This is a genomic window from Methylobacterium jeotgali (assembly GCF_022179345.1).
Taxonomy (GTDB): domain Bacteria; phylum Pseudomonadota; class Alphaproteobacteria; order Rhizobiales; family Beijerinckiaceae; genus Methylobacterium; species Methylobacterium jeotgali.
In genome coordinates, this window is sequence record NZ_BPQR01000017.1 from 18,510 (window position 1) to 43,173 (window position 24,664).

The window sequence follows — 24,664 nt, forward strand, 5'->3', positions numbered from 1 at the left end:
CGCGCATGTCCGACGCCTACGACGTCCTCATCATCGGTGCCGGTCCCGGCGGCTACGTCGCGGCGATCCGCGCGGCGCAGCTCGGGCTCAAGACGGCGGTGGTCGACCGGGAGCATCTCGGCGGCATCTGCCTGAACTGGGGCTGCATCCCGACGAAGGCGCTGCTGCGCTCGGCCGAGATCTACCACTACATGCAGCACGCCGCCGACTACGGCCTCTCGGCCGAGAAGGTCGGCTTCGATGCCGCCGCCATCGTCAAGCGCTCGCGGGGCGTCTCCGGGCGCCTCAACGGCGGCGTCGGCATGCTGCTCAAGAAGAACAAGGTCGACGTGATCTGGGGCGAGGCGGCGATCGAGTCCGCGCCGAAGGGCAACGCGCCGGGCAAGGTCGCGGTCAGGGAGACGAAGCGCGCGGAAGCCCCGAAGGGCGCCAAGGGCGCGGGCACCTACGAGGCGCGCCACATCATCGTCGCGACGGGCGCCCGCCCCCGCGCCATCCCCGGCATCGAGCCCGACAAGAAGCAGATCTGGACCTACTACGAGGCCATGGTCCCCGAGGCGATGCCGAAGTCGCTGCTCGTGATGGGCTCGGGCGCCATCGGCATCGAGTTCGCCTCCTTCTACCGCACCATGGGCGCCGAGGTGACGGTGGTGGAGCTGCTACCGCAGATCCTGCCCGTCGAGGACGCGGAGATCGCCGGCCTCGCCCGCAAGCGCTTCGAGAAGCAGGGCATCAAGATTCTGACGGGCGCCAAGGTGACGAAGGTCGAGAAGGGCGCGGATTCGGTCACGGCGACGGTGGAGACCGGCGACGGCAAATCGCAAAAGATCACGGCGGAGAAGCTGATCTCGGCGGTCGGCGTCGTTGGCAACATCGAGGGCATCGGGCTCGAAAAGCTCGGCGTCACCATCGAGCGGGGGATCGTCGCCACCGACGGGCTCGGGCGCACCAACGTACCGGGGGTCTACGCCATCGGCGACGTCGCCGGCCCGCCGATGCTCGCCCACAAGGCCGAGCATGAGGGCGTGATCTGCGTCGAGACCATCAAAGGGCTCCACGCCCACCCGATGGACAAGGGCAAGATCCCCGGCTGCACCTACTGCCAGCCGCAGATCGCCAGCGTCGGCCTCACCGAGGCCAAGGCCAAGGAGCAGGGTTTTTCCGTCAAGGTCGGCCGCTTCCCCTTCGCGGGCAACGGCAAGGCCATCGCGCTCGGCGAGCCGGACGGGCTGATCAAGACGATCTTCGACGCCAAGACCGGGCAGCTTCTCGGCGCCCACATGGTCGGCGCCGAGGTCACCGAGCTCATCCAGGGCTACGTCGTCGCGATGACGCTGGAGACCACCGAGGAAGAGCTGATGCACACGGTCTTCCCGCATCCGACGCTCTCGGAGATGATGCACGAGAGCGTGCTCGACGCCTACGGGCGGGTCATCCACACGTAGGGGACGTGCCTTGGGACGGCGGGCTTAGTAGCCCATCGCCACGAGGGTGAAGGCGGTCGCGAAGACGCTGCTCACGGCGAGCCCGAAGCCGGCCTTGCGGATGGCGAGGATCATGGCGCTCAAGCTCCCGGGCGCTTGGTGTGGGGTGAGGCCAGCCGGCCGATGGCGGTCCCGCCCTCGGCATCCGGATTGCGCAGCTCTCGGGCGCCCGGTGCATGCCCGTCCACGATCAGGACGACGAGCGCGAGCACCAGGAACAGCTTCTTGAGGGCCATCGGGCCGGACCTTCTCCGGTCGCCGGGTCGGGAAGGCGACGGTCCCGGTCCTAAGGCCGATGACGCGCGGTCCGGGTGCGCTGCCGCACGCGGATGGGGCGATCTCGCGGATGGCACCCTTGCATGGTGAGCGGGGCGTTAAGGAGCGCCGGCGCCTCAGCTGGCGATCTGCTCCGGCGGCTTCGCCTGCAGACGATCCAGCGCCGCGGTCGCCAGGTCGGCGAGAGCCTGCAGCCGCTGCACTGTGTCCGCGCCGGGCTCGACCCAGGCGCACCAGTAGGCGCCCAGCGCCGCGACGGGCACCGGCGCGCCGATCGGCGTCATGACGACGCTGCGCATCGAGGTCGCCCGATAGGCGGCGGCCGGCAGGCGCGGGTCGGTGTCGACGTTCGGGACCACCGCCGAGCGGGCGTTGAGTATCGCCCAGCCCGAGAGGCATTCCTTCAGCCGGAATCGGCGCCCCTGCCACAGGGGCCTGATCGCGTCCTCGGCCACGTAGTGGCAGAACTCGCCCTCTCGCAGGACCACGGCGATGCCGTCCGCGCCGGCGATCTCGCGGGCGGTGTCGCGAAGGACCGTCACCATCTCCTGGAGCGACGACACGCCCGACAGGAGGGCTCGGGCATCCTCGAGCCTCGAGTCCGGATGATCCGCGGGCGTCAGCCCGGGGGGGCCTGCATGAACCATGGGCCGAGCATAGCATCTCGCCCGATGCGATGCACGGGAGCCCCGCCGGTGGTTCCGCGATCTCGGATGCCGCCGGAGACCGGACCGTGCGCCGGCCACGAAGTCGCCGCCGGCACCTGCCATCGCCCGGCCGCGAAACGACCGACGGGAGGATGCCGATGCTCGACCGACGCCGGACCCTGGCCACCCTCGGAGCCGCTCTGCTCCTGCCTCCGGCCGCCGGCCGGGCCGACGATCCGGCGGCCGCCCTCGCGCGCCGGCTCGGCGAGATCGAGCGCGCGAGCGGCGGCCGCCTCGGCGTCGCCATGCGCGACACCGGAACGGGCCTGACCGTGGGGCACCGGGCGGACGAGTGCTTCCCGCTGTGCTCGACCTTCAAGCTCCTCGCGGCGGGCGCGGCGCTGGCGCGGGTCGATGCCGGCCGGGAGAGCCTGGAGCGGCGCGTCCCCTACACGGCTGCCGACCTCGTGGACTATTCCCCGGTGACGAAAGCACGGGTGGGCGAGGGCGGCATGGCGCTCGGTGCCCTCTGCGAGGCGGCCCTCACGCTCAGCGACAACACCGCCGGCAACCTGATCCTGGCGAGCCTCGGCGGCCCCGCAGGGCTTAACGCCTGGCTGCGCGGCCTCGGCGATCCGGTGACCCGCCTCGACCGGATCGAGCCGGATCTGAACGAGGCGCGTCCGGGCGATGCGCGCGACACCACGACGCCCGCCGCGATGCTGGCGGATCTCGACCGGCTCGCCCTCGGAACGGCCCTGACGAGCGCCTCGCGCGGGACCCTGGTGGCGTGGCTGCGGGCGAACCGCACCGGCGGAGCGCGCCTGCGCGCCGGGCTGCCGCCGGCATGGCAGGTCGGCGACAAGACGGGCTCCGGCGACAGGGGCACCACCAACGATGTCGGGCTGCTCTGGCCGCCGGGCGGCGCCGCGCCGATCCTGGTGGCCGCCTACCTCACGGAGACGGATGCGCCGCAGGAGCGCCGCAACGCGAGCCTCGCGGAGGTCGGCCGCGCGGTGGCCTCGCACCGATAGCGGGTCGTAGGCACCGGCCTCCGGCTGGTGCATATCGTCCCGGGCGGGGCCCGCCTCCGGGCCGGCACGGGAGAGGCTCTTGATTCTCGGTTTCTGGCTCGACCAGCCGGTCTGGCTGATCTTCGCCCTGCTGGGGGCGCTTCTCGCCGGCGTGGTGGGGATGATCCGCCTCGTCGCCACGCTCCCCCTGACGCGCGGGCGGTGGCTGCGCCTCACCGGCCTCGTCGCACCCTATTTCAGCAGCATCTCGGTCTTGCTGGCGCTCTTCACCGGCTTCGTGGCCAACGACGCCTGGGAGCGGCAGCGGCAGGCAGTGCGCACGGTCCAGACCGAGGGCGACACCGCCGTGGCGATCTACGATCTCAGCCTCGCCACCGTCTCCGACATGGCGCATATCCGCGCCCATCTCGCTGCCTACCTGCGGGCGGTCACCGGCGACGAGTGGCATCAGATGCAGACCGCGCAGGCCTCGCCCAAGGCCGCCGAGGCGCTCGCCCTGCTGCTCCAGGCGGTGGTGGTGCCGAGCGTCGGAGCGGATGCCGGCGCGGCCAGCCAGACGGCGCTCCTCGACCTGGTGCTGCGCCTGCGCGCCGCCCGATCCGACCGGCTGAGCCTCGCCCAAAGCAACAGCGACGAGACGAAGTGGCTCGCCCTCGTGATCCTCGCCAGCCTGACCCTGCTGGCGCTCGCCCTCGTCCATATCGAGAGTCCGCGGGCTCAGGTGACGGCGATGACGGTCTTCTCCATCGCCATGACCTCGACTCTCGGGCTGATCGCCCTGCACGAGCGCCCCTTCGACGGCCCGCTGCCGGTGAGCGCCAAGCCCCTGAGCGCCGCCCTGGCGCGGGTCGTGGCGCGGCCGCCGCCACCGGCCGCCGCGCCGTCTCCGGCCCCCGTTCCCGACGCCCGGCCCGAGTCTCCCCCTGCGGCGCCGGCCGCGCCCCTCGACTCGGGCCGTCCGCCGGGCTAGCGGGCTCGGCAAGCGCCGAGGGAGCGCGCGAGAAGGGGAAGCGTCATGGCCCACTGGATCCGATTCCGCAGGGGCGGGGAGACGGGATTCGGACTCGTCGAGGGCGAGGCGATCGCCGTGCACCGGGGCGACATGTTCGCCGCCCCCGAGGCGACCGGCGAGCGCGTGGCGCGGGCCGAGGTCGCGGTGCTCGCGCCCTGCGTGCCCTCGAAGATGATCGCCCTGTGGAACAACTTCCACGCGCTGGGCCGGAAGCTCGGCGTCTCGGCGCCGGAGACCCCCCTCTACCTGCTCAAGGCGGTCTCCTGCGTGCAGGACCCGGACACGGACGTGGCGCGGCCCGCCGCGTATGGCGGCCGCGTCGTCTACGAGGGCGAGCTCGCCATCGTCGTCGGCCGGCGGATCGCCAACGCGTCGGAAGCCGAGGCCGAGGCCGCGATCTTCGGCTACACCTGCGTCAACGACATCACCGCCTCGGACGTGCTCAACGCCGATCCGAACTTCCCGCAATGGACGCGGGCCAAGAGCTTCGACGGCTTCGGCCCCTTCGGTCCGGTGATCGCCACCGACGTGAAGCCCGAGACCCTGGTGGTGCGCACGATCCTCAACGGGCAGGAGCGCCAGAACTATCCGATCTCGGACATGGTGTTCCCGGCGGCCAAGCTCGTCAGCCTGATCTCGGCGGACATGACGCTCCTGCCCGGCGACGTGATCTGCTGCGGCACCTCGCTGGGGGTCGGCACCATGAAGGAGCCGGTCAACGAGGTCTCCGTCGAGATCGAGGGCATCGGGTCCCTCCGCAACCGCTTCCTCGCCGGCTGATTCGACCGTCCCGTCAAGCCTGTGGCGGGGATGCCGCACCGCTCCCGGATTCCGGCCACGCTTCGGCCGGACCGGGTTGCGCCTTAACCCTTCGCTCAGCACCCTGACCCTACTCGGATCCTTTGGGTGCTCAGCGAGAGGGGGCTTCATGCCGGCGACGCGGAACGGTCAGATCGGTGCGGTTCTCGCTCTCGCCCTGGTGGGCGTCTCCGGCGGTGGCTGCGGATTGTTCCCCGCCCAGGAGCTGACCACCGGCTCCATCGCCACCCCCGCCACCGCCAAGGTCGTCGCCGCGCCGACCGCGGAGGACAAGGCCTGCCTCGAGCGGGCCATGTACTTCGAATCGAACCGCAGCGACGAGGAGGGCCTGCTCGCCGTCGGCACCGTGGTGATGAACCGCCTCGACGCCCCGGCCTATCCCGGCCGCATCTGCGAGGTCGTCGGCCAGAAGCGCCAGTTCGCGCCGGGCGTCCTCACGAAGCCCGTCCGCGAGGCCGACAGGCCCCGCATCGAGCGCGTGGCGAACCTGCTCCTCGCCGGCCACCGCCACCCGGAGGTCGGGCAGGCGCTGCACTTCCACACCGCCGGGCTGACCTTCGGCTACGACAACATGCACTACGTGGCCAAGGCCGGCGGCAACGCCTTCTACGAGAAGAGCGACCGCGAGGGCTACCTGCCCGCGCCCGTGCCCCACGCCGTGGTGCGCACGGCGGAAGGCTCGCTGGTGCCCTTCACGGCCGCGACGCAGGCCGTCGCCCTGACCCTGCCCGCAGACGCCACGACCCGCTTCACCTCGGCCTCGTTCCGCTAGGCCGGGCGACACTCGGGCGCGCCTGTCGTCCCCGCGACAAGGCGAGCGGGCCTCGGGGTTTGCGGTGCCGTGGCCGAGTCCTTAAGTCGGATGGGAGCCTCCGGCCGCGCCGCCGGATGTCCTCGAAAGCCCGCTCCGCCGCGCCAGGGCCCCGATGGCCGTCGTCCTCGATCTCCTGAACAACGACCGCCGCCCGGCGGCGGTCCGCCCGCGACACCCGGAGAAGGCCCGCCGTCCCGACACGCCGGTGCAGCGCAAGCCCGACTGGATCCGGGTCAAGGCGCCGGGCTCGCCGGCCTATGCCGAGACCAGCCGCATCGTGCGCCAGCACGGGCTCGTCACCGTCTGCGAGGAGGCGGGCTGCCCCAACATCGGCGAGTGCTGGGAGAAGCGGCACGCCACCTTCATGATCATGGGCGACACCTGCACGCGGGCCTGCGCCTTCTGCAACGTGCGCACCGGCCTGCCGGGCCCCCTCGACGCCGACGAGCCGCAGCGGGTCGCCGAATCGGTGGCCAAGCTCGGGCTGCACCACGTCGTCGTCACCTCGGTCGACCGCGACGACCTCAAGGACGGCGGCGCCGAGCACTTCGCCCGCACGATCCGTGCGATCCGCGAGGCGAGCCCCGGCACCACGGTCGAGATCCTGACCCCCGACTTCCTGCGCAAGGACGGCGCGCTGGAGGTCGTGGTCGCGGCCAGGCCCGACGTGTTCAACCACAACCTCGAGACGGTGCCGGGCAAGTACCTCACCGTGCGCCCCGGCGCCCGCTACTTCCACTCCCTGCGGCTGCTGCAGCGGGTGAAGGAGCTCGACCCGACGATCTTCACCAAGTCCGGCATCATGGTCGGTCTCGGCGAGGAGCGGAACGAGGTGGTCCAGCTGATGGACGACCTGCGCTCGGCCGATGTGGACTTCCTCACCATCGGGCAGTACCTCCAGCCGACCAAGAAGCACCATGAAGTCGTCCGGTTCGTGCCCCCGGAGGAGTTCAAGGGCTTCGAGACCACGGCCTACGCCCGGGGCTTCCTGCTCGTCTCGGCGACGCCGCTCACCCGCTCGTCCCACCACGCCGGCGAGGATTTTTCGCGATTGAGGGCGGCCCGTCTCGCCCGCCTCGCGAAGGAGCCCGCCGGGGTTTGACCCTCGGCTGACCCCGCGCCCGATGCCCTCCTTCCGGATCACCCGCGCGGTGCGCCATACGCCGCAGCAGATGTACGACCTCGTGGCGGACGTGGAGCGCTACCCGGAGTTCCTGCCGCTCTGCGAGGCCCTGCGCGTCCTGCGCCGGCAGCCCGGCAAGGAGGAGGGGGCCGAAGTGCTCGTGGCCGAGATGGCGGTGGGCTACAAGGCGATCCGCGAGCGCTTCACCACCCGCGTCACCCTCGATCCCGGCGAGCGCAGGATCCTCGCCGAGTACATCGACGGGCCCTTCCGCCACCTTGAGAACCGCTGGGCCTTCAAGGAGGCCGAGAACGGCGGCTGCCTCGTCGACTTCTTCATCAACTACGAGTTCAAGAGCTTCGCCCTCGGCCTGCTGATGGGCCGCATGTTCGACCACGCCTTCCGCAAGTTCACCGACGCCTTCGAGGCCCGCGCCGAGCGCATCTACGGCGCGGCCTGAGGGCTCACGCCGCCGGCGCGGCGACATGCTCGGGACGGAAGCCGAGCCCGACGATGCGGGCGGGCAGACGCTGGAGGAGCGGCACCCGGTCGAGGAGCCGTAGCGCCAGCGGCGGCTTCAGCGGCGCCGTGGCGTCGAGCGCCCCGGCGATCACCCGGTCCTGCATCATCCGCTGCAGACGCTGCGTCGCCCGCACCGCTGGCATCCGCCGCGCCTGGACGCGGGCGAGGTCACCATCAGTGAGGCGCCCTTCGCGCAGGGGGGCTGCGAGGAGGTTGGCGGCGGCCACCGCGTCCTGCACGGCGAGGTTCACGCCGACGCCGCCCACCGGCGACATCGCGTGCGCCGCGTCCCCGATGCAGAGAAGCCCCGGCCGGTGCCAGCGGGTCAGCCGGTCGACGGCGACGGTGAGGAGCTTCACCGCCTCGAAGCTCGCGATCTCGTCGACGCGGTCGGCGAGGTAGGGCGCCAGCGCCGCCACCGCCTCGCGGAAGGCCGGGAGACCCCGGGCCCGCAGCGCCGCCTCGCCACCCTTCGGCACCACGAAGGCGCATTGCCAGTGCTCGCCCCGGTCGATGGCGACGAGGATGCCGCCGCGCCCGAACCGCCCGGCCGTCTCCTCCCGGTCGTCGGGCCGGCGGGAGAGACGGAACCAGAGCACGTCCATCGGCGCGCCGAAGCTTTTCCGCGGGAGGTCGGAGGCGCCGCGCAAGACCGAGTGCCGGCCGTCGGCGGCGATGACGAGATCGGCCTCGACCGTGGTCTCGCCCTCCGGGCCCCGCGCCCGCACCCCGTCGACGCGGCCGTCCCGCTCGACGAGCCCGGTCGCCTCCGTGCTCATCCGAAGCATGAACTTCGGGTGCCGACGTCCTTCGGTCGCAAGAAAATTCAAGAAGTCCCACTGTGGCATCATCGCGATGAAGCGGTGGCGCACGGGCAGGTGCCGGAAGTCGGCGATCCGGAAGCTTCGGCCGTCTACGACGCCCGAGAGCGTCTCGACGCGCCGATGCGGCAGGGCGAGGAACGTCTCGCCAAGGCCGAGCTCCTCCATCACCTGGAGCGTCGAGGGATGGATGGTGTCGCCGCGGAAATCCCGGAGGAAGTCGGCATGCTTCTCGAGGACCGTCGCCTCGATGCCGGCGCGGGCGAGCAGGAAGCCCGCCATCATCCCCGCCGGGCCGCCGCCGACGATGCAGACCTTCTGCGCATTCCCGCTCATCGCATGACCTTCCCGGTCGGAGCGGGCGGCGAACCCGCTCACAGCGCCGCTTCGAGGAGCCCCAGCGCCTCGGCGACGGCGAGGCGGCGGATCTCGCCGCGGCCCGGGTCGCCGTAGCGGCACTCCCGATGGCCAACGAGACCTCCGTACCGGGCGAGACCGAAATGCACGAGGCCGACGGGCTTCTCCGCACTGCCGCCGCCGGGGCCGGCGATGCCGGTGATCGCCACGGCGACATCCGCCTCGGAACGGGCCAGCGCGCCCTCGGCCATGGCGCGGGCGGTCGCCTCGCTGACGGCGCCGTGGGCGGCGAGCGTCGCCTCGGGCACGCCGAGCATCGAGACCTTGGCGGCGTTCGAGTAGGTGACGAAGCCCCGCTCCAGCACGGCGGAGGAGCCCGGCACTGCGGTCAACAGCCCGGCGACGAGGCCGCCGGTGCAGGATTCGGCGGTAGCGATCCGCCGGCCCGCCGCCGCGTAGCGGGCGACGAGCGCCTCGGCCTGGGCGAGGAGGACGGGGTCCTCGATCATGCCCGCCGGCTCAGCCCTGGCGCATGGCCGTCTCGGCCTGGGCGTCGAGCGTGTCCTCGGTCTCCTCCGGCAGGCGCACCGTGGCCGCGGCCTGGGCGGCGAGCCCCTCGGCGCGGCCGACGAAGCCGAGCTTTTCCGTGGTCGTCGCCTTGATCGAGACGGCCGAGAGCGGCACCCCGGCGATCGCGGCGATGCGGGCGCGGATCTCCTCGCGGTGCTTGCCGATCCGCGGCGCCTCGGCGAGCACGGTGATGTCGAGATGGTCGATGCGCCCGCCCCGCGCCCGCACCAGCCCGCAGGCATGCGCCAGGAACTGGTCGGAGGAGGCGCCGCGCCACTTTTCGTCCGACGGAGGGAAGTGGGTGCCGATGTCGCCGTCGGCGATGGCGCCGAGCAGAGCGTCGGTGAGCGCGTGCAGCGCCACGTCGCCGTCGGAATGGGCGAGCACGCCGCGGTCGGCGGGGATTCGCACGCCGCCGAGCCAGACATGGTCGCCCTCGGTGAAGGCGTGCACGTCGAAGCCGGTGCCGAGGCGGGTCACGTACTGGGTCATGGCGGCCCTCCCGGCCGGCTGGGCGTCCCCGGAGAGGGCGCGGTCGGCCTCGATCAGGTCGGAGGCCTGGGTGATCTTGCGGTTGGCGACGTCGCCCTCGAACACGACGACGGGCAGGCCCGCCCACTCGGCGAGCGCCCCGTCGTCGGTGAAGCCGTCGAGCCCGGCCTCGGCCGCGGCGCGGTGGGCGTCGAGGAGAGCGGGGAAGACGAAGGCCTGCGGGGTCTGAACCGCGCGCAGGGCCTCGCGGGGCGGCGTCTCGATCACGCGGCCGATGCCATCGCCGAGCGGCTCGATCCGCTTGACGGTATCGGTGACGGGGATGCCCGGCACCGCGGCGCGGTGCGCGCGGCCGGCCTCGATCGCCCGCGCGACGAGAGCGGCGTCGATGAAGGGCCGGGCCGCGTCGTGGACGAGCACCACCTTGGGGGGGGCCGAGGCCGCCAGCGCCTCGAGCCCGGCCCGCACCGAGATCTGGCGCGTGGCGCCGCCCGCGACGGGCTCGGCGAGCTTGGCGCGGGCAGCCGAATCGAGGTCCTCCAGGCACTCCCGGAAGAAGGCGCCGGCATCGGCGGCGATCACCGTCTGGATGCGGTCGATCGTCTCCTGGGCGGCGAGCGCGGCCAGCGTGCGGGCGAGGACGGTGCGCCCGCCGACCCGGCGGTACTGCTTCGGCAGGCCGCCGCCGACGCGAATGCCGCGTCCGGCCGCTACGACGACGGCGGCGACGGTGAAGCCGGTGCTCGACATGAAGTCCCTATTTCCGCGCCCACGGCCATCGACCGGCCTGGGCTGGCAGCGCGGGCGGGTGGCGCGGGCAGGCGTCGCCCCAGGCTCGCCGTTTAAGGGGGGGAGACTGCGAAATCAAATCGCGGCGCCGCTTGCGTCGCGGCGCGAATTGGCTATTTGTTGTGCAGAATGTCGAGTGATGATTATTTGAGCTTTCTCCGCGAGGGAAAGCCCGCTCCGGCCGGCGCGGCAGCGGTGCTGCTGGCACCGCTCTCCGGCGTGACAGACCTGCACATGCGCCGGATCGCCCGGCGCCTCGGCGCGAGCGCCGTGGTCTCGGAGATGGTGGCGGCGGCCGAGTTCGCCCGCGGCGGCGCGGAGGCGCGCCTGCGCGCGGAGGGCTCCGGCGTCGATCCGCACGTGGTCCAGCTCGCCGGCTGCGCCCCCGAGCCGATGGCGGAGGCCGCCCGCCTCGCCGAGGCCAACGGCGCGGGGGTGATCGACGTCAACATGGGCTGCCCGGCCAAGACCGTCACCGGGGGCGAGTCGGGCTCGGCCCTGATGCGCGATCTCGACCATGCCGAGCGTCTGCTCGCCGCGGTGCGCGGCGCCGTCGCGGTGCCGGTGACGGTCAAGATGCGCCTCGGCTGGGACCACGCCAGCCTCAACGCCCCCGAGCTCGCCCGGCGGGCGGAAGGTCTCGGCCTGTCGGCCGTCACCGTCCACGGCCGCACCCGCCAGCAGTTCTACAAGGGCCGGGCCGACTGGGCGGCGATCCGCGCCGTCGTCGAGGCGGTGCGCATCCCCGTGATCGCCAACGGCGACGTCGGCAGCCTCGCCGAGGCGCGCGAATGCCTGGCCGTCTCCGGCGCGGCCGGCGTGATGATCGGGCGCGCGGCGGTCGGCCGGCCCTGGCTGGTCGGCGAGATCGCCGCCGGCCTCGCCGGCCGGGTGGTGCCGCCGCTCGCGCCCGAGCGGCGGGCCGAGATCGCGCTCGAGCATTACGCCGGGCTCCTCGCCCTCTACGGGCCGGCGATCGGCATCCGGCACGCCCGCAAGCATCTCGCGGCCTATGTCGAGGCGGCCGGCTCCGGCCTCGGGCCCGCCGACCAGACGCGGCTCCTCACCACGCAGGACCCGGGCCTCGCCCGCGATCTCCTGCGCCGGGCCTTACTCGCACCGGCGGCCCCGGCCGCCATCGGAGCCGCGGCATGAGCGGGGAGCGGCACGGCGGCACGGGGACGGGACCGTCCGCGCTTCCGACCTCAGAGGCGGTCCTCAACGCCCTGCCGCTGCCGGTGCTGACCATCGGTCCGGACGAGCACATCCTCCACTGCAACCACGCGGCGGAGAGCTTCTTCGATCATTCCGCCAGGCTGATGCAGCGGCGGCGGCTGCGCGACTTCATCCCCTTCGCCTCGCCGATCATCGCGCTCGTCGCCGAGGTGCGCCGCCGGCGCGCCAGCGTCAGCGAGTACCGGGTGGAGCTGGTGCAGCCCCGCTCCGGCACCGAGCGCAGCGTCGACGTGTTCGCGACCCCGCTCGCCGACGACAGCGAGGCGGTGGTGCTGATGCTCCAGGAGCGCACCATCGCCGACAAGATGAACCGCCAGCTCACCCATCGCGGCGCGGCCCGCTCGATGGTCGCGCTCGGCGCCATGCTCGCCCACGAGATCAAGAACCCGCTCGCCGGCATCCGCGGCGCCGCCCAGCTCCTCGAGCAGTCCGGGGCCGAGGAGGACCGGCTCCTGACCCGGCTGATCTGCGACGAGTCGGACCGGATCGTGCGCATCGTCGAGCGCATGGAGCTGTTCGGCGACGAGCGCCCCGTGGAGCGCGGGCCCGTCAACGTCCACGGCGTCCTCGACCAGGTGAAGCGCTCGGCGCAGTCGGGATTTGCCCGCCGCATCCGCTTCGTGGAGGCCTACGACCCCTCGCTGCCGCCTGTCCTTGGAAACCGGGATCAACTGATCCAAGTCATCCTCAACCTCGTGAAGAACGCCGCCGAGGCGATCGGCGCCGACGCGGTCGATGGCGAGATCACCCTGTCGACCGCCTTCCGCACCGGCCTGCGCCTTCAGGTGCCGGGCTCTCGCGAGCGGGTGAGCCTGCCGATCGAGGTCGGCGTGCGCGACAACGGGCCCGGCGTCACCGCCGAGCTGCTGCCGGACCTGTTCGACCCCTTCGTGACCACCAAGGTCTCGGGCTCCGGCCTGGGACTTGCTTTGGTGGCCAAGATCGTTGGGGACCACGGCGGGATCGTGGAGTGCGATCCCGTCCCCCGCCGGACCACCTTCCGCCTCCTCCTTCCCATGTCGAGCGCCCGGGACGGGCGCGAATCGGTCGTGGAGCCCTGAGCCCAGCCATGCCCAACGGCAACATCATCGTCGCCGACGACGACGCCGCGATCCGCACCGTGCTTAACCAGGCGCTGTCGCGGGCGGGCTACGAGGTGCGCTCAACGGGCAACTGCGCCACCCTCTGGCGCTGGGTGGCGCAGGGGGAGGGGGACCTCGTCATCACCGACGTGATGATGCCCGACGAGAACGTGTTCGACCTGCTGCCGCGCATCAAGCGGGTGCGGCCGGAGCTGCCGATCATCGTGATGAGCGCGCAGAACACCTTCATGACCGCGATCCGCGCCTCGGAGAAGGGCGCCTACGAGTACCTGCCCAAGCCCTTCGACCTGAAGGAGCTGACCGCCATCGTCGGGCGCGCGCTGTCTCGTCCCCGCGGGGCGCCCGCGCCCGGCGCGGGGCCGGAGAACGAGGACATCCCGCTGGTCGGGCGCTCGCCGGCCATGCAGGAGATCTACCGGGCGCTCGCCCGGCTGATGCCGACCGACCTCACCGTGATGATCACCGGCGAGTCGGGCACCGGCAAGGAGCTCGTCGCCCGGGCGCTCCACGACTACGGCCGCCGCCGCGCGGGGCCCTTCGTGCCCGTCAACATGGCCGCGATCCCCCGCGACCTGATCGAGTCGGAGCTGTTCGGCCACGAGAAGGGCGCCTTCACCGGCGCGCTCCAGCGCTCGGCCGGGCGCTTCGAGCAGGCGGAGGGCGGCACGCTCTTCCTCGACGAGATCGGCGACATGCCGATGGAGGCCCAGACCCGCCTCCTGCGCGTCCTCCAGCAGGGCGAGTACACGACGGTGGGCGGGCGGGTGCCGATCAAGACCAACGTCCGCATCATTGCGGCGACCAACAAGGACCTGCGGGTCTCGATCCAGCAGGGCATCTTCCGCGAGGACCTGTTCTTCCGCCTCAACGTCGTGCCGCTGCGCCTCCCGGCGCTCCGCGAGCGCTCGGAGGACGTGCCCGACCTCGCCCGGCACTTCTTCCTTCTCGTCGAGCGCGAGGGGCTGACCCGCAAGACTCTCGACGCCGACGCCATGGAGCGCCTGAAGCGCTACCGCTGGCCCGGCAACGTCCGCGAGCTGGAGAACCTCGTCCGGCGGCTCGCCGCCCTCTACCCGCAGGAGACCATCACCGGCCCGGTGATCGAGGCCGAGCTCGACACCCTGCCCCTGGCGCAGGCTCCGGCGTCCGCCGGGGCCGAGCCCCGCAAGGGAGCTGGGGAGAGCGAGAGCCTGTCGGCGGCGGTGGAGCGGCACCTGAGCGACTATTTCTCGGGCTACCGGGACACCCTGCCGCCGCCCGGCCTCTATCACCGGGTGCTGCGCGAGATCGAGGGGCCGCTGATCGGCGCGGCGCTGGCAGCGACCCGCGGCAACCAGATCCGGGCCGCGGAGCTCCTCGGCGTCAACCGCAACACCCTGCGCAAGAAGGTCCGCGACCTCGACCTCCAGGTCTTCCGCTCGGCCCGCTGAGGGGGCGTCCTAGGATCCTGCGATCCTATGATCCGCGCTCAGGCCTGGCTCTGCTCGTGCTCGGCGCGCAGCAGGCGGGCGATCTCGAAGGCGATCTCGGTCAGCATCTCGTCGATGAGGTCGCCGAGGCGCGGGCGCTGCATGCCCTCGACCATGCCGCGCATGGCGATGGCGTGGTCCGCGAGGCGGTTGATCCGCCTCTGCTCGTGAAGGCGTTCGGCGTCCCGCTCCTCGGTGACGTCGATCACGACGCCGCTGCCGCTCGTGGGCCCGCCCGCCCCGTCCGTCTCGATCCGCCCGCGCATGACGAGGCTGCGGCCGCCTCCGCCGTCGGAGGGACCGGTCTCGAAGCGCATCTCGACGATGCCGCCGGCCGCGGCGAGGGCCGCCTCGACCAGGGGGCGGTCCTGTGGCCGCAGCCGGTCGAGGAAGACGGCGAGGGGGACGCCGTGGGCGGACGCCTCCTCCTCGAGGCCCAGACGCGCGGCCGATCCCCGTGAGAGGGCGATGCGGCTCGACGGGGCGTCGTGCACCCAGTCGCCCACGATTCCGGAAGCGTCGAGCGGGCTGTGGGGGTCTTCGGAGAGGAAGTGGATCAATCCGTCCGCCATGGCTGGCCTGAGGACCGTAGCCAGAGCCGTCGTGGTCCGCGCCGGACACCTGAGGTTGGCCAATCCGGTACGCGGCACGCTTCGAACAAGGCACGATTCGCCGGCAATTAAGCATTCGCGAGACGATCGGGCAACGTCAGATTGCTCCGCCGCCATGAGACTTTCTGCTGGATTAGGAGGGGCACTCCTGTCGTCCCGGCATCACAGGATCGACGGATCGGGGGAGCGTTTACGGGCCGTTAACCATGTTGGCCGAGAACGGGATCAGCGCATCCCTGGGTCACAGGATCGCCCTCCGACGGGTCCGGATGCCCCAGGCACCCGAATGTCCTCACGCCACGTCCACGCCCATTTCGCCGCAAGGGACGCTCCGATGAAAGCCATCACCTTCGTCACGCAGAAGGGCGGCAGCGGGAAGAGCACGTTGTGCATCTCGCTGGCCGTCGCCGCCCAGGAAGCGGGCCGCTCGGTCTGCATCCTCGAGATGGACCGCCAGGCCACCATCTCCGACTGGCTCGACCACCGCACCGCCGAGGGGCCGGAGGTCGCCCAGATCGACGCCACGCAGATCGACGCCGTGATGGCCCGCCTGCGCGAATCGGCCTACGATTACGTCTTCATCGACACCCCCGGCGTCGATTCGACCGGCACCCTCTCGGCGATCCGGGCGGCGGACCTCTGCGTCATCCCCTGCCGGCCGACCCCGGCGGATCTCCGCGCCTTCAAGCCGACGCTGGCGGCGATCTACCGCCTCGAGAAGAAGTTCGCCTTCGTGCTCAACCAGACGCCGCCGCGCTCCTACCGCATCCGCGACGCCGCCGACGGCCTCGCCGTGCTCGGCGTGCTGCCCGACGTCAACATCGTCGCCCGCACCGACCACCAGGACGCCATCGGCCTCGGCCAGGGCGTGACCGAGTTCAACCCCAAGGGCCAGGCCGCCGGCGAGATCCGCCGCCTGTGGACCTGGATCGAGAAGCGCACGCAGGTGGCCCGGCATGTCAAAGCCGCCTAAGCTCAGCCTCGCCTCGATCGTCGCCGCCGCAGCCCCTCCGGTCCGCGGGACGCTGCCGGCGAGGGTCCCGGCCGGCGAGGTGGTGCCCTTCGAGGCCCCGCCCCAGGGCTCCGCGGCGACGCCCCGGCGCGCCAACGCCACCCTCAAGGAGCGCGCCCGGCAGATGTCGGTCTACCTGGAGCCGCCGGTCTACGACCAGCTCCGGGACCTCGCCTACGCCGAGCGCGCCAAGATGCACGGGCTGATGCTCGAGGCGCTCGACCTGCTCTTCAAGCAGCGGGGCGCCCGCTCCATCGAGCAGCTCAACGAGGCGGCTCAGCGCTGACCGCCTCTCAAGGCCGCCGGATCCATCGCCGGCGGCCTTTTCGCGAGGCCGATCCGAGGCTTGCGCGCGGACGCTGAGAGCCTGCATCGGATCCGGCCGGCCCTCAGGCGCCGCATGAGGACGAGGCGCCACCCGCAACGTGGCGAGTGCCGGTCCAGACGGAGAAAATCCTTTCTGTAGAATGTTTTGCGCAGGCTCTCTCATGTGCGATGGGAGGGCAGGCGGATGGCTTCTCGCATATCCGCGCCCCACAGGCTCCGCAGCGTTCAGCTTTCCTTTACGCGACCCCGACGATCTTAAGCGTCGCGGGGGGATGGGGCCGGGTCAGGTCCCGCCTCCCGCGTGCCCCGCCGGCGCCTCCCCCGCCGGTCCGGGCCTGTTGCGTTCCAGGGGCGCCGGTTGGGTCCGCGTATGCTGCGTTCGACCAGGGCCCGTTTCGCGGGCCGGGAGGGCTTCCCGATCGGGCGCCTCCTCGCCGTGGCCGGCATCGCGCTCGCCACCGCCAATTGCAGCACCAACCCCGCCCAGAAGCTCGCCGCCAATGGCAGCGGCATCGATCCGAAATACGGGGTCAAGGCGAGCCCGCGCCTCTACAACGAGGGCGACGTCATTCCGAAGGGGGGCGGCCGGCGCTTCTCGGGCAAGCCCTACGTGGTCGCCGGACGCACCTACGTCCCCCGCGAGGAGGGTCGCGGCTACGTCCGCGAGGGCCTCGCCTCCTGGTACGGCAGCGCCTTCCACGGCCGCATGACCGCCAACGGCGAGGTCTTCGATCGGCACTCCATCGCCGCCGCCCACCCGACCCTGCCGCTGCCGAGCTACGCCCGCGTCACGAACCTCGCCAACGGGCGCTCGATGGTGGTGCGCGTCAACGACCGCGGCCCCTATCACGCCGACCGGGTGATGGACGTGTCCGAGGCCGTGGCCGAGGCGCTGGAGTTCCACCGGCGCGGCACTTCTAAGGTGCGCGTCGAGTATGTCGGCAAGGCCTCCGTCGCCGGCAGCGACGACCGCAAGCTGCTGGCCACCCTGCGCACGGACGGCCGCCCGGCCCCGATCGGCGGCGCCTCGCCGGTGATGCTGGCCGATCTCGGGCCGGACCGGGACACCGGGGCCGGCGACGGACTCGCCCGCGGCCGCGCCCCGCTCGCCTTCCAGCCAGGGGAATCCGCCGAGCCCGCCCAGGCGGCGCCGGCCCCGCGCCGCGCCGCGCCGATCCAGCTCGCCGGAGCCACCGTGGCGGTGCCCCCCGCGCTCCAGCCCGGCGCCCGCCGGGAGGGCGCGTTCAAGCCGGTGCTGCCGCACGCGACGGGACGCCCGCTCGCCGTGGCGGAGCTCGGCAGATCCGGTGCTCCGGACAAGACGAAGGGGGCCGAGCCGTCGCGCGTCGCCGCCCTCGCGCCGCCGTCCCGCAGTGCGGCTTCCGGAAAGGCCACCGGCGCGAAGGCCCGAGGGATTCAGGGCGAGGCGATCAAGGTCGCCGGGCTCAATCCGGGCCTTTCGGGTCGAGAGCCGGCCAAGGCGGTGTCGAAGGCATCCCAGGCCCAGGCATCCCAGGCCCAGGCATCCCAGGCCCAGGCATCGAAGGCCCCCGCGATGCCCGCCGCCGCCCGCCAGCAGATGGCCCGTCTGGCCTCCCTGCCGGCCGAGCCGCCGCGCCGGCCCGCCCTCCGCGACTCCGCCTCCCAGACGAAGCCCGCGCCGGCCCGCCGCTCGCGCTTCGCCGGGATCGACAACTGAGCGGGGCCCTCGGCCGGTCCGCGGCGAATTCGCGTTCGATTTCAGGCGCGCACCGGGGTAAGCTCGTCCGCGTGGGAGCGAGGCCGGCGCCCTCCGCGGCGGCCGGCGCAGTGACGAGAGACCCGATGCGCGTGCCATCCGTTGCCCGAGCCCTCTCGCTGCCGGGCCGCGCCGCCGCCTCCCTGCTGGTGCTGGCCGCGCTGGCGCTGCCGGCCGCCGCCCAGGTCTTCCAGACCGCCGCGCCCCACGCCATCCTGATCGACGCCGCTTCCGGCTCGGTGCTCTACGAGAAGGCCGCCGACGAGCCCTTCTCCCCGGCGAGCATGGCGAAGCTCATGACGACCGAGGTCGTCTTCGACGCCCTCACCAGCGGGCGGCTCTCCATGGACACGGAGTTCACCGTCACCGAGGACGCCTGGAAGCGGGGCGGGGCAGGGGGCGGTGGCTCCTCGATGTTCGCGCAGGTCAACAGCCGCATCAAGATGTCGGACCTGCTGCGCGGCCTCATCGTGCAGTCGGGCAACGATGCGGCGATCACCATCGCCGAGAACATGGCCGGCTCGGAAGAAGCCTTCTCCGGCCTCATGAACCAGAAGGCGAAGGCGCTCGGGCTCGACCGCTCGACCTTCCGCAACGCCACCGGCTACTCGGCCCCCGACCAGAAGGTGACGGCCCGCGACCTCGCCAAGCTGTCGCTGCACCTGATCGACGGCTACCCGGACCTGTATAAGATCTTCGCCGAGCGCGAGTTCACCTGGAACAAGATCAAGCAGCAGAACCGCAACCCGCTGCTCACCCTCGACATCGGCGCCGACGGGCTCAAGACCGGCTATCTCGAAGAGTCCGGCTACGGGCTCGCGGCCTCGGCGGTGCAGAACGGCCAGCGCCTCATCATGGTGGTCTCCGGCCTCAAGACCGCCCGCGACCGGGCGGCGGAGGCCCGCAAGCTGATGGAGTGGGGCTTCCGCGCCTTCGAGCCCCGGCAGGTCTTCGCCGCCGGCGAGACCGTGGCCGAGGTCTCGGTCTACGGCGGCGAGAAGGGCTCCGTTCCCGTGGTCGCCAAGAAGCCGGTGCGGCTCCTGCTGCCCCGGGGCTCCCAGGAGCGCGTCACCGCGAAGGTCGTGTACCAGGGGCCGCTGACCGCCCCCGTCGAGCAGGGCCGCGAGGTCGGGCGCCTCCGGGTGATGCGCGGCGACACCCTCGCCCTCGACCAGCCGCTCTATGCCGGCGAGACCGTCGAGGCCGGCTCGATCCCGCAGCGGGCGCTGGACGCCGCGCTGGAGGTCGGCACCGGTCTCGTGCGGCGCGCCTTCAAGAAGGGCGGCAGCGCCTCGTGAGGGGCCGCCTCGTCACCTTCGAGGGCGGGGAGGGGGTCGGCAAGTCGACGCAGGTCGAGCGCCTCGCCCGCACCCTGCGGGCGGCGGGCCGCGAGGTGGTCGCGACCCGCGAGCCCGGCGGCACCGAGCGGGCCGAGGCGATCCGCGCGGCGCTCCTCTCGGGCGCGGCCAAGCCCTACGGACCGTTCGCCGAGGCGCTCCTGTTCAGCGCCGCCCGCATCGACCATCTCGACCGGCTGATCCGGCCCGCCCTGGAGCGCGGCGCCGTGGTGCTTTGCGACCGCTTCAGTGATTCCACCCGCGCCTACCAGGGCGCCGCCGGGGGGCTCGACGCCGGGACGATCGCGGCGCTGGAGCGCGTCACCCTCGGGGGCCTCTCCCCGGACCTGACCCTGATCCTCGACCTTCCCCCGGAGACGGGCCTCGCCCGCGCCCGTGCCCGCGCCGCCGATACGGGCGGGGAGGGTGCCGAGGCCGACCGCTTCGAGGCCGAGGCGCTGGCCTTCCACGCGCGGCTGCGGGAGGCCTTCCTCGCGATCGCCGCCGCCGAGCCGGCGCGCTGCGCGGTGATCGACGCGGGCCTCCCCCCCGACGCCGTCGAGGCGGCGGTGCGCGAGGCGGTGGCGGATCGCCTGCCGGCCCTGCTGGCGCTTGGCGAGACCAGAAACCCCGGCGAAGTCCGAAACAATGCCGCCTGAGATCGAGCCCGACGACGCCGAGCCCGGCGACCTGCCGGACGTGCCGCGTCCCCGCAGGCAGACCCGTCTCATCGGCCACAGGGCGGCCGAGCGCGCCTTCGCGGGAGCGATCGGGGAGGGGCGCCTGCACCATGCCTGGCTGATCGGCGGCCCCCGCGGCATCGGCAAGGCGACGCTGGCCTACCGGGTCGCCCGCCGGCTCCTCGCGGTCCGGCCCTCGGGGGAGGGGCTCGAGGTCGACCCTGCCGATCCCGGCGCGCGCAAGGTCGCGGCGCTGTCGCATCCGAATCTCCTCGTGCTCCGCCGTCACCGGCCGGCGGGCGCCAAGGCGATGCCGACGCGCATCGGCGTCGAGGCCGCCCGCGCGGCCCTCGACCTGTTCGGCACCACCGCCGGGAACGACGGCTGGCGCGTCTGCATCGTCGACAGCGCCGAGGACCTCAACGCCAACAGCGCCAACGCCCTCCTGAAGATGATCGAGGAGCCCCCGGAGCGGGCCCTGTTCCTGATCGTCTCCCACGCGCCGGGCCGCCTCCTGCCGACCATCCGCTCCCGCTGCCGGATGCTGCCTCTGCGCCCGCTCCCCGAGGCCGCCGTCGCCGAGGCCATCGCCGGACTGCCGGCGCCCTTCCGCCAGCCGGAGCCGGAGCGCCTGGCCCGCGCGCTCGCCCTCTCCGAGGGCTCGGTGGCCCGCGCGCTCGCCATGCTCGATCCGAAGACCCTGGAGGTCGTCGGCGAGGTCGAGAGCCTGCTCGCCCGGCCCGACCGGCGGCGTGCCCTGAAGCTCGCCGAGCGGCTCTCCGGCCGCGACGCCGAGGCCCTGTTCGAGACAGCCCTCGACACCGCCTTCCGCTTCGTCTCCGCCGAGATCGACCGGCGCCGGGACGAGCCCCCCGCTCGCCTTGCGGCGCTGGCGGAGGTGTGTGAGAAGTCCGGCCGTGCCGCCCGGGAGGCCGCGATCTACAACCTCGATCGCCGTCCGGTGGTCCTGTCCCTGTTCGGCGATCTCGCCGAGGCGCTCCAAGGAGCCTGACCCGGGATCACAGGAACCCGGGATCCGATGAACCGCCGATCCGGGGATGCCCTGACGTGAGCGCCGACACTCCCGCCGAGGGCCGCGCCGGCCACCGCGGCACCTACAGCCTCACCACGGCGATATCCTACCCCAACGGCGCCCCCCATATCGGCCACGCCTACGAGGCGATCGCCACCGACGCCATCGCCCGCTTCCACCGCCTCGACGGCTACGAGGTGCTGGCCACCACCGGCACCGACGAGCACGGCCTCAAGATCCAGCAGACGGCAGCCCGCGACGGCACCACGCCCCGCGCCCTGGTCGACGCCATGTCGGAAAAATTCCGCGCCATGGTCGCGGCGCTGGGCTGCCGCTTCGACCGCTTCATCCGCACCACCGAGCCCGAGCACTACGACGCCGCCCGCGCGCTGTGGCGGCGCATGCAGGCCAACGGCGACATCTACCTGTCGAAGTACGTCGGCTGGTACTCGGTGCGCGACGAGGCCTGGTACGGCGAGGACGAGACCGAGATCGGGCCGGACGGCGGGCGCCGCGCCCGCGAGACCCGCACCCCCGTCGAGTGGACCGAGGAGGAGAACTACCTGTTCCGCCTCTCGGCCTACGGCGACCGCCTGCTCAAGCTCTACGAGGAGCAGCCGGACTTCGTCGGCCCCGAGACACGCCGCAACGAGGTCGCGAGCTTCGTGCGCTCCGGGCTGAAGGATTTCTCCGTCAGCCGCACCACCTTCGACTGGGGCGTGCCGGTGCCCGACGCGCCGGGCCACGTCATGTATGTCTGGGTCGACGCGCTGACGAACTACCTCACCGTCTGCGGCTTTCCCGACGAATCCGACCCGCGCCGGCGCTTCTGGCCGATGGACCTGCACGTCATCGGCAAGGACATCGTGCGCTTCCACGCGGTCTACTGGCCGGCCTTCCTGATGTCGGCGGGCCTGCCGCTGCCGAAGCGCGTCTTCGCCCACGGCTTCTTCCTCAGCAAGGGCGAGAAGATGTCGAAGTCGCTCGGCAACGTCGTCGACCCGATGGACCTCGTCGCGACCTACGGCGCGGATGCCCTGCGCTACTTCGTGCTGCGCGAGGCGCCCTTCGGCGGCGACGGCAACTACGACCACGAGGCGATCATCACCCGCATCAACGCGGACCTCGCCAACGATCTCGGCAACCTCGCCCAGCGCTCGCTCTCCATGATCGCCAAGAACGGCGAGGGCCGGGTGCCGCGGCCCGGCCCCCTCAGCGAGGCCGACCGCGCCATGCTCGCGGCGGCAGACGCCCTGCCGGAGCGGGCCCGGGAGGCCATGAAGGACCTCGCCCTCCACACGGTGCTGGCGCAGATCTGGGCCGTGGTGGCCGAGGCCAACCGCTACTTCGCCGGCGAGGAGCCCTGGAAGCTCCGCAAGACCGATCCGGCGCGGATGGAGACCGTCCTCTTCGTCACCATCGAGACGGTGCGCGCTGTCGCGATCCTGGTGCAGCCCTTCGTGCCGGAGGCGGCAGGCCGCCTCCTCGATCTCCTGGCCGTGCCGGAGGACGCGCGGATGCTCGCCGATGTCGGAGAGGGCGGGCGCCTCGTGCCGGGCACTGAACTCCCGGCGCCGAGCCCCGTCTTCCCGCGCTTCGAGCGGCCCGAGGCGCCGCCCGCCGCCTGAGACACGCGACCGGACCCGAGATGCTCGTCGACAGTCACTGCCACCTGGACTTCCCCGACTTCGCGGGGGACCTGCCCGGCGTGATCGCCCGCGCGGAGGCCGCAGGCGTCGCGGGCATGCTCACGATCTCGACCCGCGTCGCCAAGGCGGAGACCTACCGAACCATCGCGCACGCGCACCGCCAAGTCTGGCACACGGTCGGGACCCACCCGCACGGGGCCGCCGAGGAGCCCGACGTGCCGGCCGAGACCATCGCGGCGCTGGCCACGGACCCGCGCTGCGTCGGCATCGGCGAGGCGGGGCTCGACTACCACTACGCCGACGCCGCCCCGGCGGAGGTGCAGGAGCAGGTGCTCTGCGCCCATATCGAGGCGGCCCGGCTCAGCGGCCTGCCCCTCGTCATCCACGCCCGCGACGCGGACGCGCACATGGAGCGGGTGCTCGCCGACGAGATGAGCCGAAAACCCTTCCGGGCAGTGCTGCACTGCTTCTCCTCCGGGCGTCGGCTCGCCGAGGTCGGGGTCGAGCTCGGTCTCTTCGTCTCCTTCTCCGGCATCGTCACCTTTCGGCGCTCGCACGAACTGCGCGAGATCGCCCGCGCGGTGCCGCACGACCGTATCCTGGTCGAGACCGACGCGCCTTTCCTGGCGCCGGAGCCCCATCGCGGGCGCACCAACGAGCCGGCCTATACCGCCGACACCGCCCGCTCGCTCGCCGCGACCCTCGGGCTCGAGCCCGAGGCCTTCGCCCGCCTCACCACGGAGAACTTCTTTCGGCTGTTCTCCAAGGCACGGTTGGCGAGCGGGCCGTCGAGCGAAGGGGCGTGACAGGGCGGGCGCCTCTCCCGTACCAACGGGACCGGAGGTCTGGATGGCGACGCTGAGCCTGCGCATTCTCGGGTGCGGCTCCTCGGGAGGGGTGCCGCGGGTCGGTTCCGGCTGGGGCGCCTGCGATCCGGCCGAGCCGAGGAACCGCCGCCGGCGCTGCTCGGTCCTCGTCGAGCGGCGCGGGGAGGGGGGCGCCACCACGCTTCTCGTCGACACCTCGCCGGACCTGCGCGAGCAGCTCCTCGACGCGGGCGTCGACCGGCTCGACGCGGTGCTCTTCACCCACGCCCATGCCGACCACACCCACGGCATCGACGACCTGCGCCCCCTCGTCATCCAGATGCGCCGGCGCATCCCTGTCTACGCCGACGGCCTGACACGGAGCCTGCTCGAGGCCCGGTTCGGCTACTGCTTCACCCAGGCGCCGACGAGCGACTACCCGCCGATTCTCGAGATGCGCGACCTGCCCGAGGGCACGAGCGTCCGCCTCGACGGAGAGGGGGGCCGGATCGAGGCGCTGCCGCTGCCGCTGGAGCACGGCAACGAGGCCGCGCTGGGCTTCCGGTTCGGAGCCGTCGCCTATGTGCCGGATGTCAGCCTGATCCCGCCGGCGAGCGAGAACGCGCTCCACGGGCTCGATCTCCTCGTGATCGACGCCCTGCGCGATATCCCCCATCCGACCCACTACTCGGTCTCGGACGCGCTGGCGCTCGTCGAGCGGGTGCGACCGGCCCGGGCCATCCTCACGAATCTCCACACCGATCTCGACTACCGCAGCCTCGCGCGCCGCCTGCCGGCCGGGGTGGAGCCCGCCTATGACGGTCTCGTCGCAGAGGTCGCCTGCTGAGCGGGCGCCGGTTTTTTCACGTCCTTGTCAAAAACGGTGTTGACCCTTCGGTTCTG

At 72.5% G+C, this 24,664-nt stretch carries 25 protein-coding genes; 19 read left to right on the plus strand and 6 right to left on the minus strand.

Annotation, left to right across the window (positions count from 1 at the left end; genetic code table 11):
- Positions 1–5 precede the first annotated feature (5 nt).
- Positions 6–1,445, plus strand: a complete 1,440-nt coding sequence (gene lpdA, locus MFF04_RS05440) for a dihydrolipoyl dehydrogenase (RefSeq protein WP_238274432.1) — start codon at positions 6–8, stop codon at positions 1,443–1,445.
- A gap of 119 nt (positions 1,446–1,564) precedes the next feature.
- Here lpdA and MFF04_RS05445 read toward each other — a convergent pair whose 3' ends face one another.
- Complete coding sequence (locus MFF04_RS05445) at positions 1,565–1,720, minus strand: hypothetical protein (protein ID WP_238274433.1); 156 nt, start codon at positions 1,718–1,720, stop codon at positions 1,565–1,567.
- Between the two features lie 156 nt (positions 1,721–1,876).
- Positions 1,877–2,323, minus strand: a complete 447-nt coding sequence (locus tag MFF04_RS05450) for a GAF domain-containing protein (protein WP_306308064.1) — start codon at positions 2,321–2,323, stop codon at positions 1,877–1,879.
- Positions 2,324–2,565: 242 nt separating this feature from the next.
- On the opposite strand from MFF04_RS05450, the gene bla reads away from it, so the two are divergent.
- The 6 genes from bla to MFF04_RS05480 all read left to right on the plus strand — a co-directional run bounded on the left by bla (position 2,566) and on the right by MFF04_RS05480 (position 7,669).
- A complete protein-coding gene (gene bla, locus MFF04_RS05455; RefSeq protein ID WP_238274434.1) occupies positions 2,566–3,441 on the plus strand; it encodes a class A beta-lactamase in 876 nt (291 codons plus the stop codon).
- Positions 3,442–3,520: 79 nt separating this feature from the next.
- A complete protein-coding gene (locus MFF04_RS05460) occupies positions 3,521–4,411 on the plus strand; it encodes a bestrophin-like domain (protein ID WP_238274435.1) in 891 nt (296 codons plus the stop codon).
- Between the two features lie 45 nt (positions 4,412–4,456).
- Positions 4,457–5,233, plus strand: a complete 777-nt coding sequence (locus tag MFF04_RS05465; RefSeq protein WP_238274436.1) for a fumarylacetoacetate hydrolase family protein — start codon at positions 4,457–4,459, stop codon at positions 5,231–5,233.
- 148 nt (positions 5,234–5,381) lie between these two features.
- Entirely contained in the window at positions 5,382–6,044 is a 663-nt protein-coding gene (locus MFF04_RS05470; RefSeq protein ID WP_238274437.1) for a cell wall hydrolase, read from the plus strand.
- A 154-nt stretch (positions 6,045–6,198) separates the two neighbouring features.
- Complete coding sequence (gene lipA / locus MFF04_RS05475) at positions 6,199–7,188, plus strand: lipoyl synthase (RefSeq protein WP_238274438.1); 990 nt, start codon at positions 6,199–6,201, stop codon at positions 7,186–7,188.
- Between the two features lie 22 nt (positions 7,189–7,210).
- On the plus strand, positions 7,211–7,669 hold the full coding sequence (locus MFF04_RS05480) for a type II toxin-antitoxin system RatA family toxin (RefSeq protein WP_238274439.1): 459 nt from the start codon (positions 7,211–7,213) through the stop codon (positions 7,667–7,669).
- A 4-nt stretch (positions 7,670–7,673) separates the two neighbouring features.
- On the opposite strand, the gene MFF04_RS05485 is transcribed toward MFF04_RS05480, so the two are convergent.
- From MFF04_RS05485 to MFF04_RS05495, 3 genes are read right to left on the minus strand one after another with little or no spacing between them, the layout of a single operon-like run.
- Positions 7,674–8,888, minus strand: a complete 1,215-nt coding sequence (locus tag MFF04_RS05485) for an FAD-dependent oxidoreductase (protein WP_238274440.1) — start codon at positions 8,886–8,888, stop codon at positions 7,674–7,676.
- 38 nt (positions 8,889–8,926) lie between these two features.
- A complete protein-coding gene (locus MFF04_RS05490) occupies positions 8,927–9,418 on the minus strand; it encodes a CinA family protein (protein WP_238274441.1) in 492 nt (163 codons plus the stop codon).
- A 10-nt stretch (positions 9,419–9,428) separates the two neighbouring features.
- Entirely contained in the window at positions 9,429–10,721 is a 1,293-nt protein-coding gene (locus tag MFF04_RS05495; RefSeq protein ID WP_238274442.1) for a bifunctional 2-C-methyl-D-erythritol 4-phosphate cytidylyltransferase/2-C-methyl-D-erythritol 2,4-cyclodiphosphate synthase, read from the minus strand.
- A gap of 168 nt (positions 10,722–10,889) precedes the next feature.
- On the opposite strand from MFF04_RS05495, the gene dusB reads away from it, so the two are divergent.
- From dusB to ntrC, 3 genes are read left to right on the plus strand one after another with little or no spacing between them, the layout of a single operon-like run.
- Positions 10,890–11,915 (plus strand): tRNA dihydrouridine synthase DusB, encoded by a 1,026-nt coding sequence (gene dusB / locus MFF04_RS05500; protein ID WP_238274443.1) that lies wholly within the window; start codon positions 10,890–10,892, stop codon positions 11,913–11,915.
- Positions 11,912–13,057, plus strand: a complete 1,146-nt coding sequence (locus tag MFF04_RS05505) for a two-component system sensor histidine kinase NtrB (RefSeq protein WP_238274444.1) — start codon at positions 11,912–11,914, stop codon at positions 13,055–13,057. Before dusB ends, MFF04_RS05505 begins: the two co-directional genes overlap by 4 nt.
- An 8-nt stretch (positions 13,058–13,065) precedes the next feature.
- Positions 13,066–14,529, plus strand: a complete 1,464-nt coding sequence (gene ntrC, locus MFF04_RS05510; RefSeq protein WP_238274445.1) for a nitrogen regulation protein NR(I) — start codon at positions 13,066–13,068, stop codon at positions 14,527–14,529.
- 38 nt (positions 14,530–14,567) lie between these two features.
- Here the strand turns inward: ntrC and MFF04_RS05515 are convergent, their stop codons facing one another.
- The gene (locus tag MFF04_RS05515; RefSeq protein WP_238274446.1) at positions 14,568–15,140 is read right to left on the minus strand and encodes a diguanylate cyclase; all 573 of its coding nucleotides are present in this window, start codon (positions 15,138–15,140) and stop codon (positions 14,568–14,570) included.
- A gap of 373 nt (positions 15,141–15,513) precedes the next feature.
- Between MFF04_RS05515 and MFF04_RS05520 the strand changes: the two genes are divergently transcribed.
- From MFF04_RS05520 to MFF04_RS05560, 9 genes are all read left to right on the plus strand, one after another.
- The gene (locus MFF04_RS05520; protein WP_238274447.1) at positions 15,514–16,152 is read left to right on the plus strand and encodes a division plane positioning ATPase MipZ; all 639 of its coding nucleotides are present in this window, start codon (positions 15,514–15,516) and stop codon (positions 16,150–16,152) included.
- Positions 16,136–16,477 (plus strand): ribbon-helix-helix domain-containing protein, encoded by a 342-nt coding sequence (locus tag MFF04_RS05525; RefSeq protein ID WP_238274448.1) that lies wholly within the window; start codon positions 16,136–16,138, stop codon positions 16,475–16,477. The genes MFF04_RS05520 and MFF04_RS05525 overlap by 17 nt, the downstream gene beginning before the upstream one ends.
- Before the next feature lie 411 nt (positions 16,478–16,888).
- Positions 16,889–18,217 carry a septal ring lytic transglycosylase RlpA family protein gene (locus MFF04_RS05530; RefSeq protein ID WP_238274449.1) on the plus strand — a complete coding sequence of 443 codons (1,329 nt, stop codon included), beginning with the start codon at positions 16,889–16,891 and terminating at the stop codon, positions 18,215–18,217.
- 125 nt (positions 18,218–18,342) lie between these two features.
- Complete coding sequence (locus tag MFF04_RS05535) at positions 18,343–19,554, plus strand: D-alanyl-D-alanine carboxypeptidase family protein (protein WP_238274450.1); 1,212 nt, start codon at positions 18,343–18,345, stop codon at positions 19,552–19,554.
- A complete protein-coding gene (gene tmk / locus MFF04_RS05540; protein WP_238274451.1) occupies positions 19,551–20,252 on the plus strand; it encodes a dTMP kinase in 702 nt (233 codons plus the stop codon). The genes MFF04_RS05535 and tmk overlap by 4 nt, the downstream gene beginning before the upstream one ends.
- Complete coding sequence (locus tag MFF04_RS05545; RefSeq protein WP_238274452.1) at positions 20,242–21,285, plus strand: DNA polymerase III subunit delta'; 1,044 nt, start codon at positions 20,242–20,244, stop codon at positions 21,283–21,285. Before tmk ends, MFF04_RS05545 begins: the two co-directional genes overlap by 11 nt.
- A 56-nt stretch (positions 21,286–21,341) precedes the next feature.
- Entirely contained in the window at positions 21,342–22,934 is a 1,593-nt protein-coding gene (metG, locus tag MFF04_RS05550) for a methionine--tRNA ligase (protein ID WP_238274453.1), read from the plus strand.
- Positions 22,935–22,954: 20 nt separating this feature from the next.
- Complete coding sequence (locus tag MFF04_RS05555; protein WP_238274454.1) at positions 22,955–23,761, plus strand: TatD family hydrolase; 807 nt, start codon at positions 22,955–22,957, stop codon at positions 23,759–23,761.
- 43 nt (positions 23,762–23,804) lie between these two features.
- Complete coding sequence (locus MFF04_RS05560) at positions 23,805–24,608, plus strand: MBL fold metallo-hydrolase (protein ID WP_238274455.1); 804 nt, start codon at positions 23,805–23,807, stop codon at positions 24,606–24,608.
- The last annotated feature ends 56 nt before the right edge of the window (positions 24,609–24,664 follow it).

What these genes read in the sequence shown, in the direction of transcription:
- lpdA (WP_238274432.1), top strand. Translation starts at nt 6, where the DNA reads ATGTCCGACGCCTACGACGTCCTCATCATCGGTGCCGGTCCCGGCGGC.
- MFF04_RS05445 (WP_238274433.1), bottom strand. Translation starts at nt 1,720, where the DNA reads ATGGCCCTCAAGAAGCTGTTCCTGGTGCTCGCGCTCGTCGTCCTGATC.
- bla (WP_238274434.1), top strand. Translation starts at nt 2,566, where the DNA reads ATGCTCGACCGACGCCGGACCCTGGCCACCCTCGGAGCCGCTCTGCTC.
- MFF04_RS05465 (WP_238274436.1), top strand. Translation starts at nt 4,457, where the DNA reads ATGGCCCACTGGATCCGATTCCGCAGGGGCGGGGAGACGGGATTCGGA.
- MFF04_RS05470 (WP_238274437.1), top strand. Translation starts at nt 5,382, where the DNA reads ATGCCGGCGACGCGGAACGGTCAGATCGGTGCGGTTCTCGCTCTCGCC.
- lipA (WP_238274438.1), top strand. Translation starts at nt 6,199, where the DNA reads ATGGCCGTCGTCCTCGATCTCCTGAACAACGACCGCCGCCCGGCGGCG.
- MFF04_RS05480 (WP_238274439.1), top strand. Translation starts at nt 7,211, where the DNA reads ATGCCCTCCTTCCGGATCACCCGCGCGGTGCGCCATACGCCGCAGCAG.
- MFF04_RS05485 (WP_238274440.1), bottom strand. Translation starts at nt 8,888, where the DNA reads ATGAGCGGGAATGCGCAGAAGGTCTGCATCGTCGGCGGCGGCCCGGCG.
- MFF04_RS05490 (WP_238274441.1), bottom strand. Translation starts at nt 9,418, where the DNA reads ATGATCGAGGACCCCGTCCTCCTCGCCCAGGCCGAGGCGCTCGTCGCC.
- MFF04_RS05495 (WP_238274442.1), bottom strand. Translation starts at nt 10,721, where the DNA reads ATGTCGAGCACCGGCTTCACCGTCGCCGCCGTCGTCGTAGCGGCCGGA.
- dusB (WP_238274443.1), top strand. Translation starts at nt 10,890, where the DNA reads ATGTCGAGTGATGATTATTTGAGCTTTCTCCGCGAGGGAAAGCCCGCT.
- MFF04_RS05505 (WP_238274444.1), top strand. Translation starts at nt 11,912, where the DNA reads ATGAGCGGGGAGCGGCACGGCGGCACGGGGACGGGACCGTCCGCGCTT.
- ntrC (WP_238274445.1), top strand. Translation starts at nt 13,066, where the DNA reads ATGCCCAACGGCAACATCATCGTCGCCGACGACGACGCCGCGATCCGC.
- MFF04_RS05515 (WP_238274446.1), bottom strand. Translation starts at nt 15,140, where the DNA reads ATGGCGGACGGATTGATCCACTTCCTCTCCGAAGACCCCCACAGCCCG.
- MFF04_RS05520 (WP_238274447.1), top strand. Translation starts at nt 15,514, where the DNA reads ATGAAAGCCATCACCTTCGTCACGCAGAAGGGCGGCAGCGGGAAGAGC.
- MFF04_RS05525 (WP_238274448.1), top strand. Translation starts at nt 16,136, where the DNA reads ATGTCAAAGCCGCCTAAGCTCAGCCTCGCCTCGATCGTCGCCGCCGCA.
- MFF04_RS05530 (WP_238274449.1), top strand. Translation starts at nt 16,889, where the DNA reads ATGCTGCGTTCGACCAGGGCCCGTTTCGCGGGCCGGGAGGGCTTCCCG.
- MFF04_RS05535 (WP_238274450.1), top strand. Translation starts at nt 18,343, where the DNA reads ATGCGCGTGCCATCCGTTGCCCGAGCCCTCTCGCTGCCGGGCCGCGCC.
- MFF04_RS05545 (WP_238274452.1), top strand. Translation starts at nt 20,242, where the DNA reads ATGCCGCCTGAGATCGAGCCCGACGACGCCGAGCCCGGCGACCTGCCG.
- MFF04_RS05555 (WP_238274454.1), top strand. Translation starts at nt 22,955, where the DNA reads ATGCTCGTCGACAGTCACTGCCACCTGGACTTCCCCGACTTCGCGGGG.
- MFF04_RS05560 (WP_238274455.1), top strand. Translation starts at nt 23,805, where the DNA reads ATGGCGACGCTGAGCCTGCGCATTCTCGGGTGCGGCTCCTCGGGAGGG.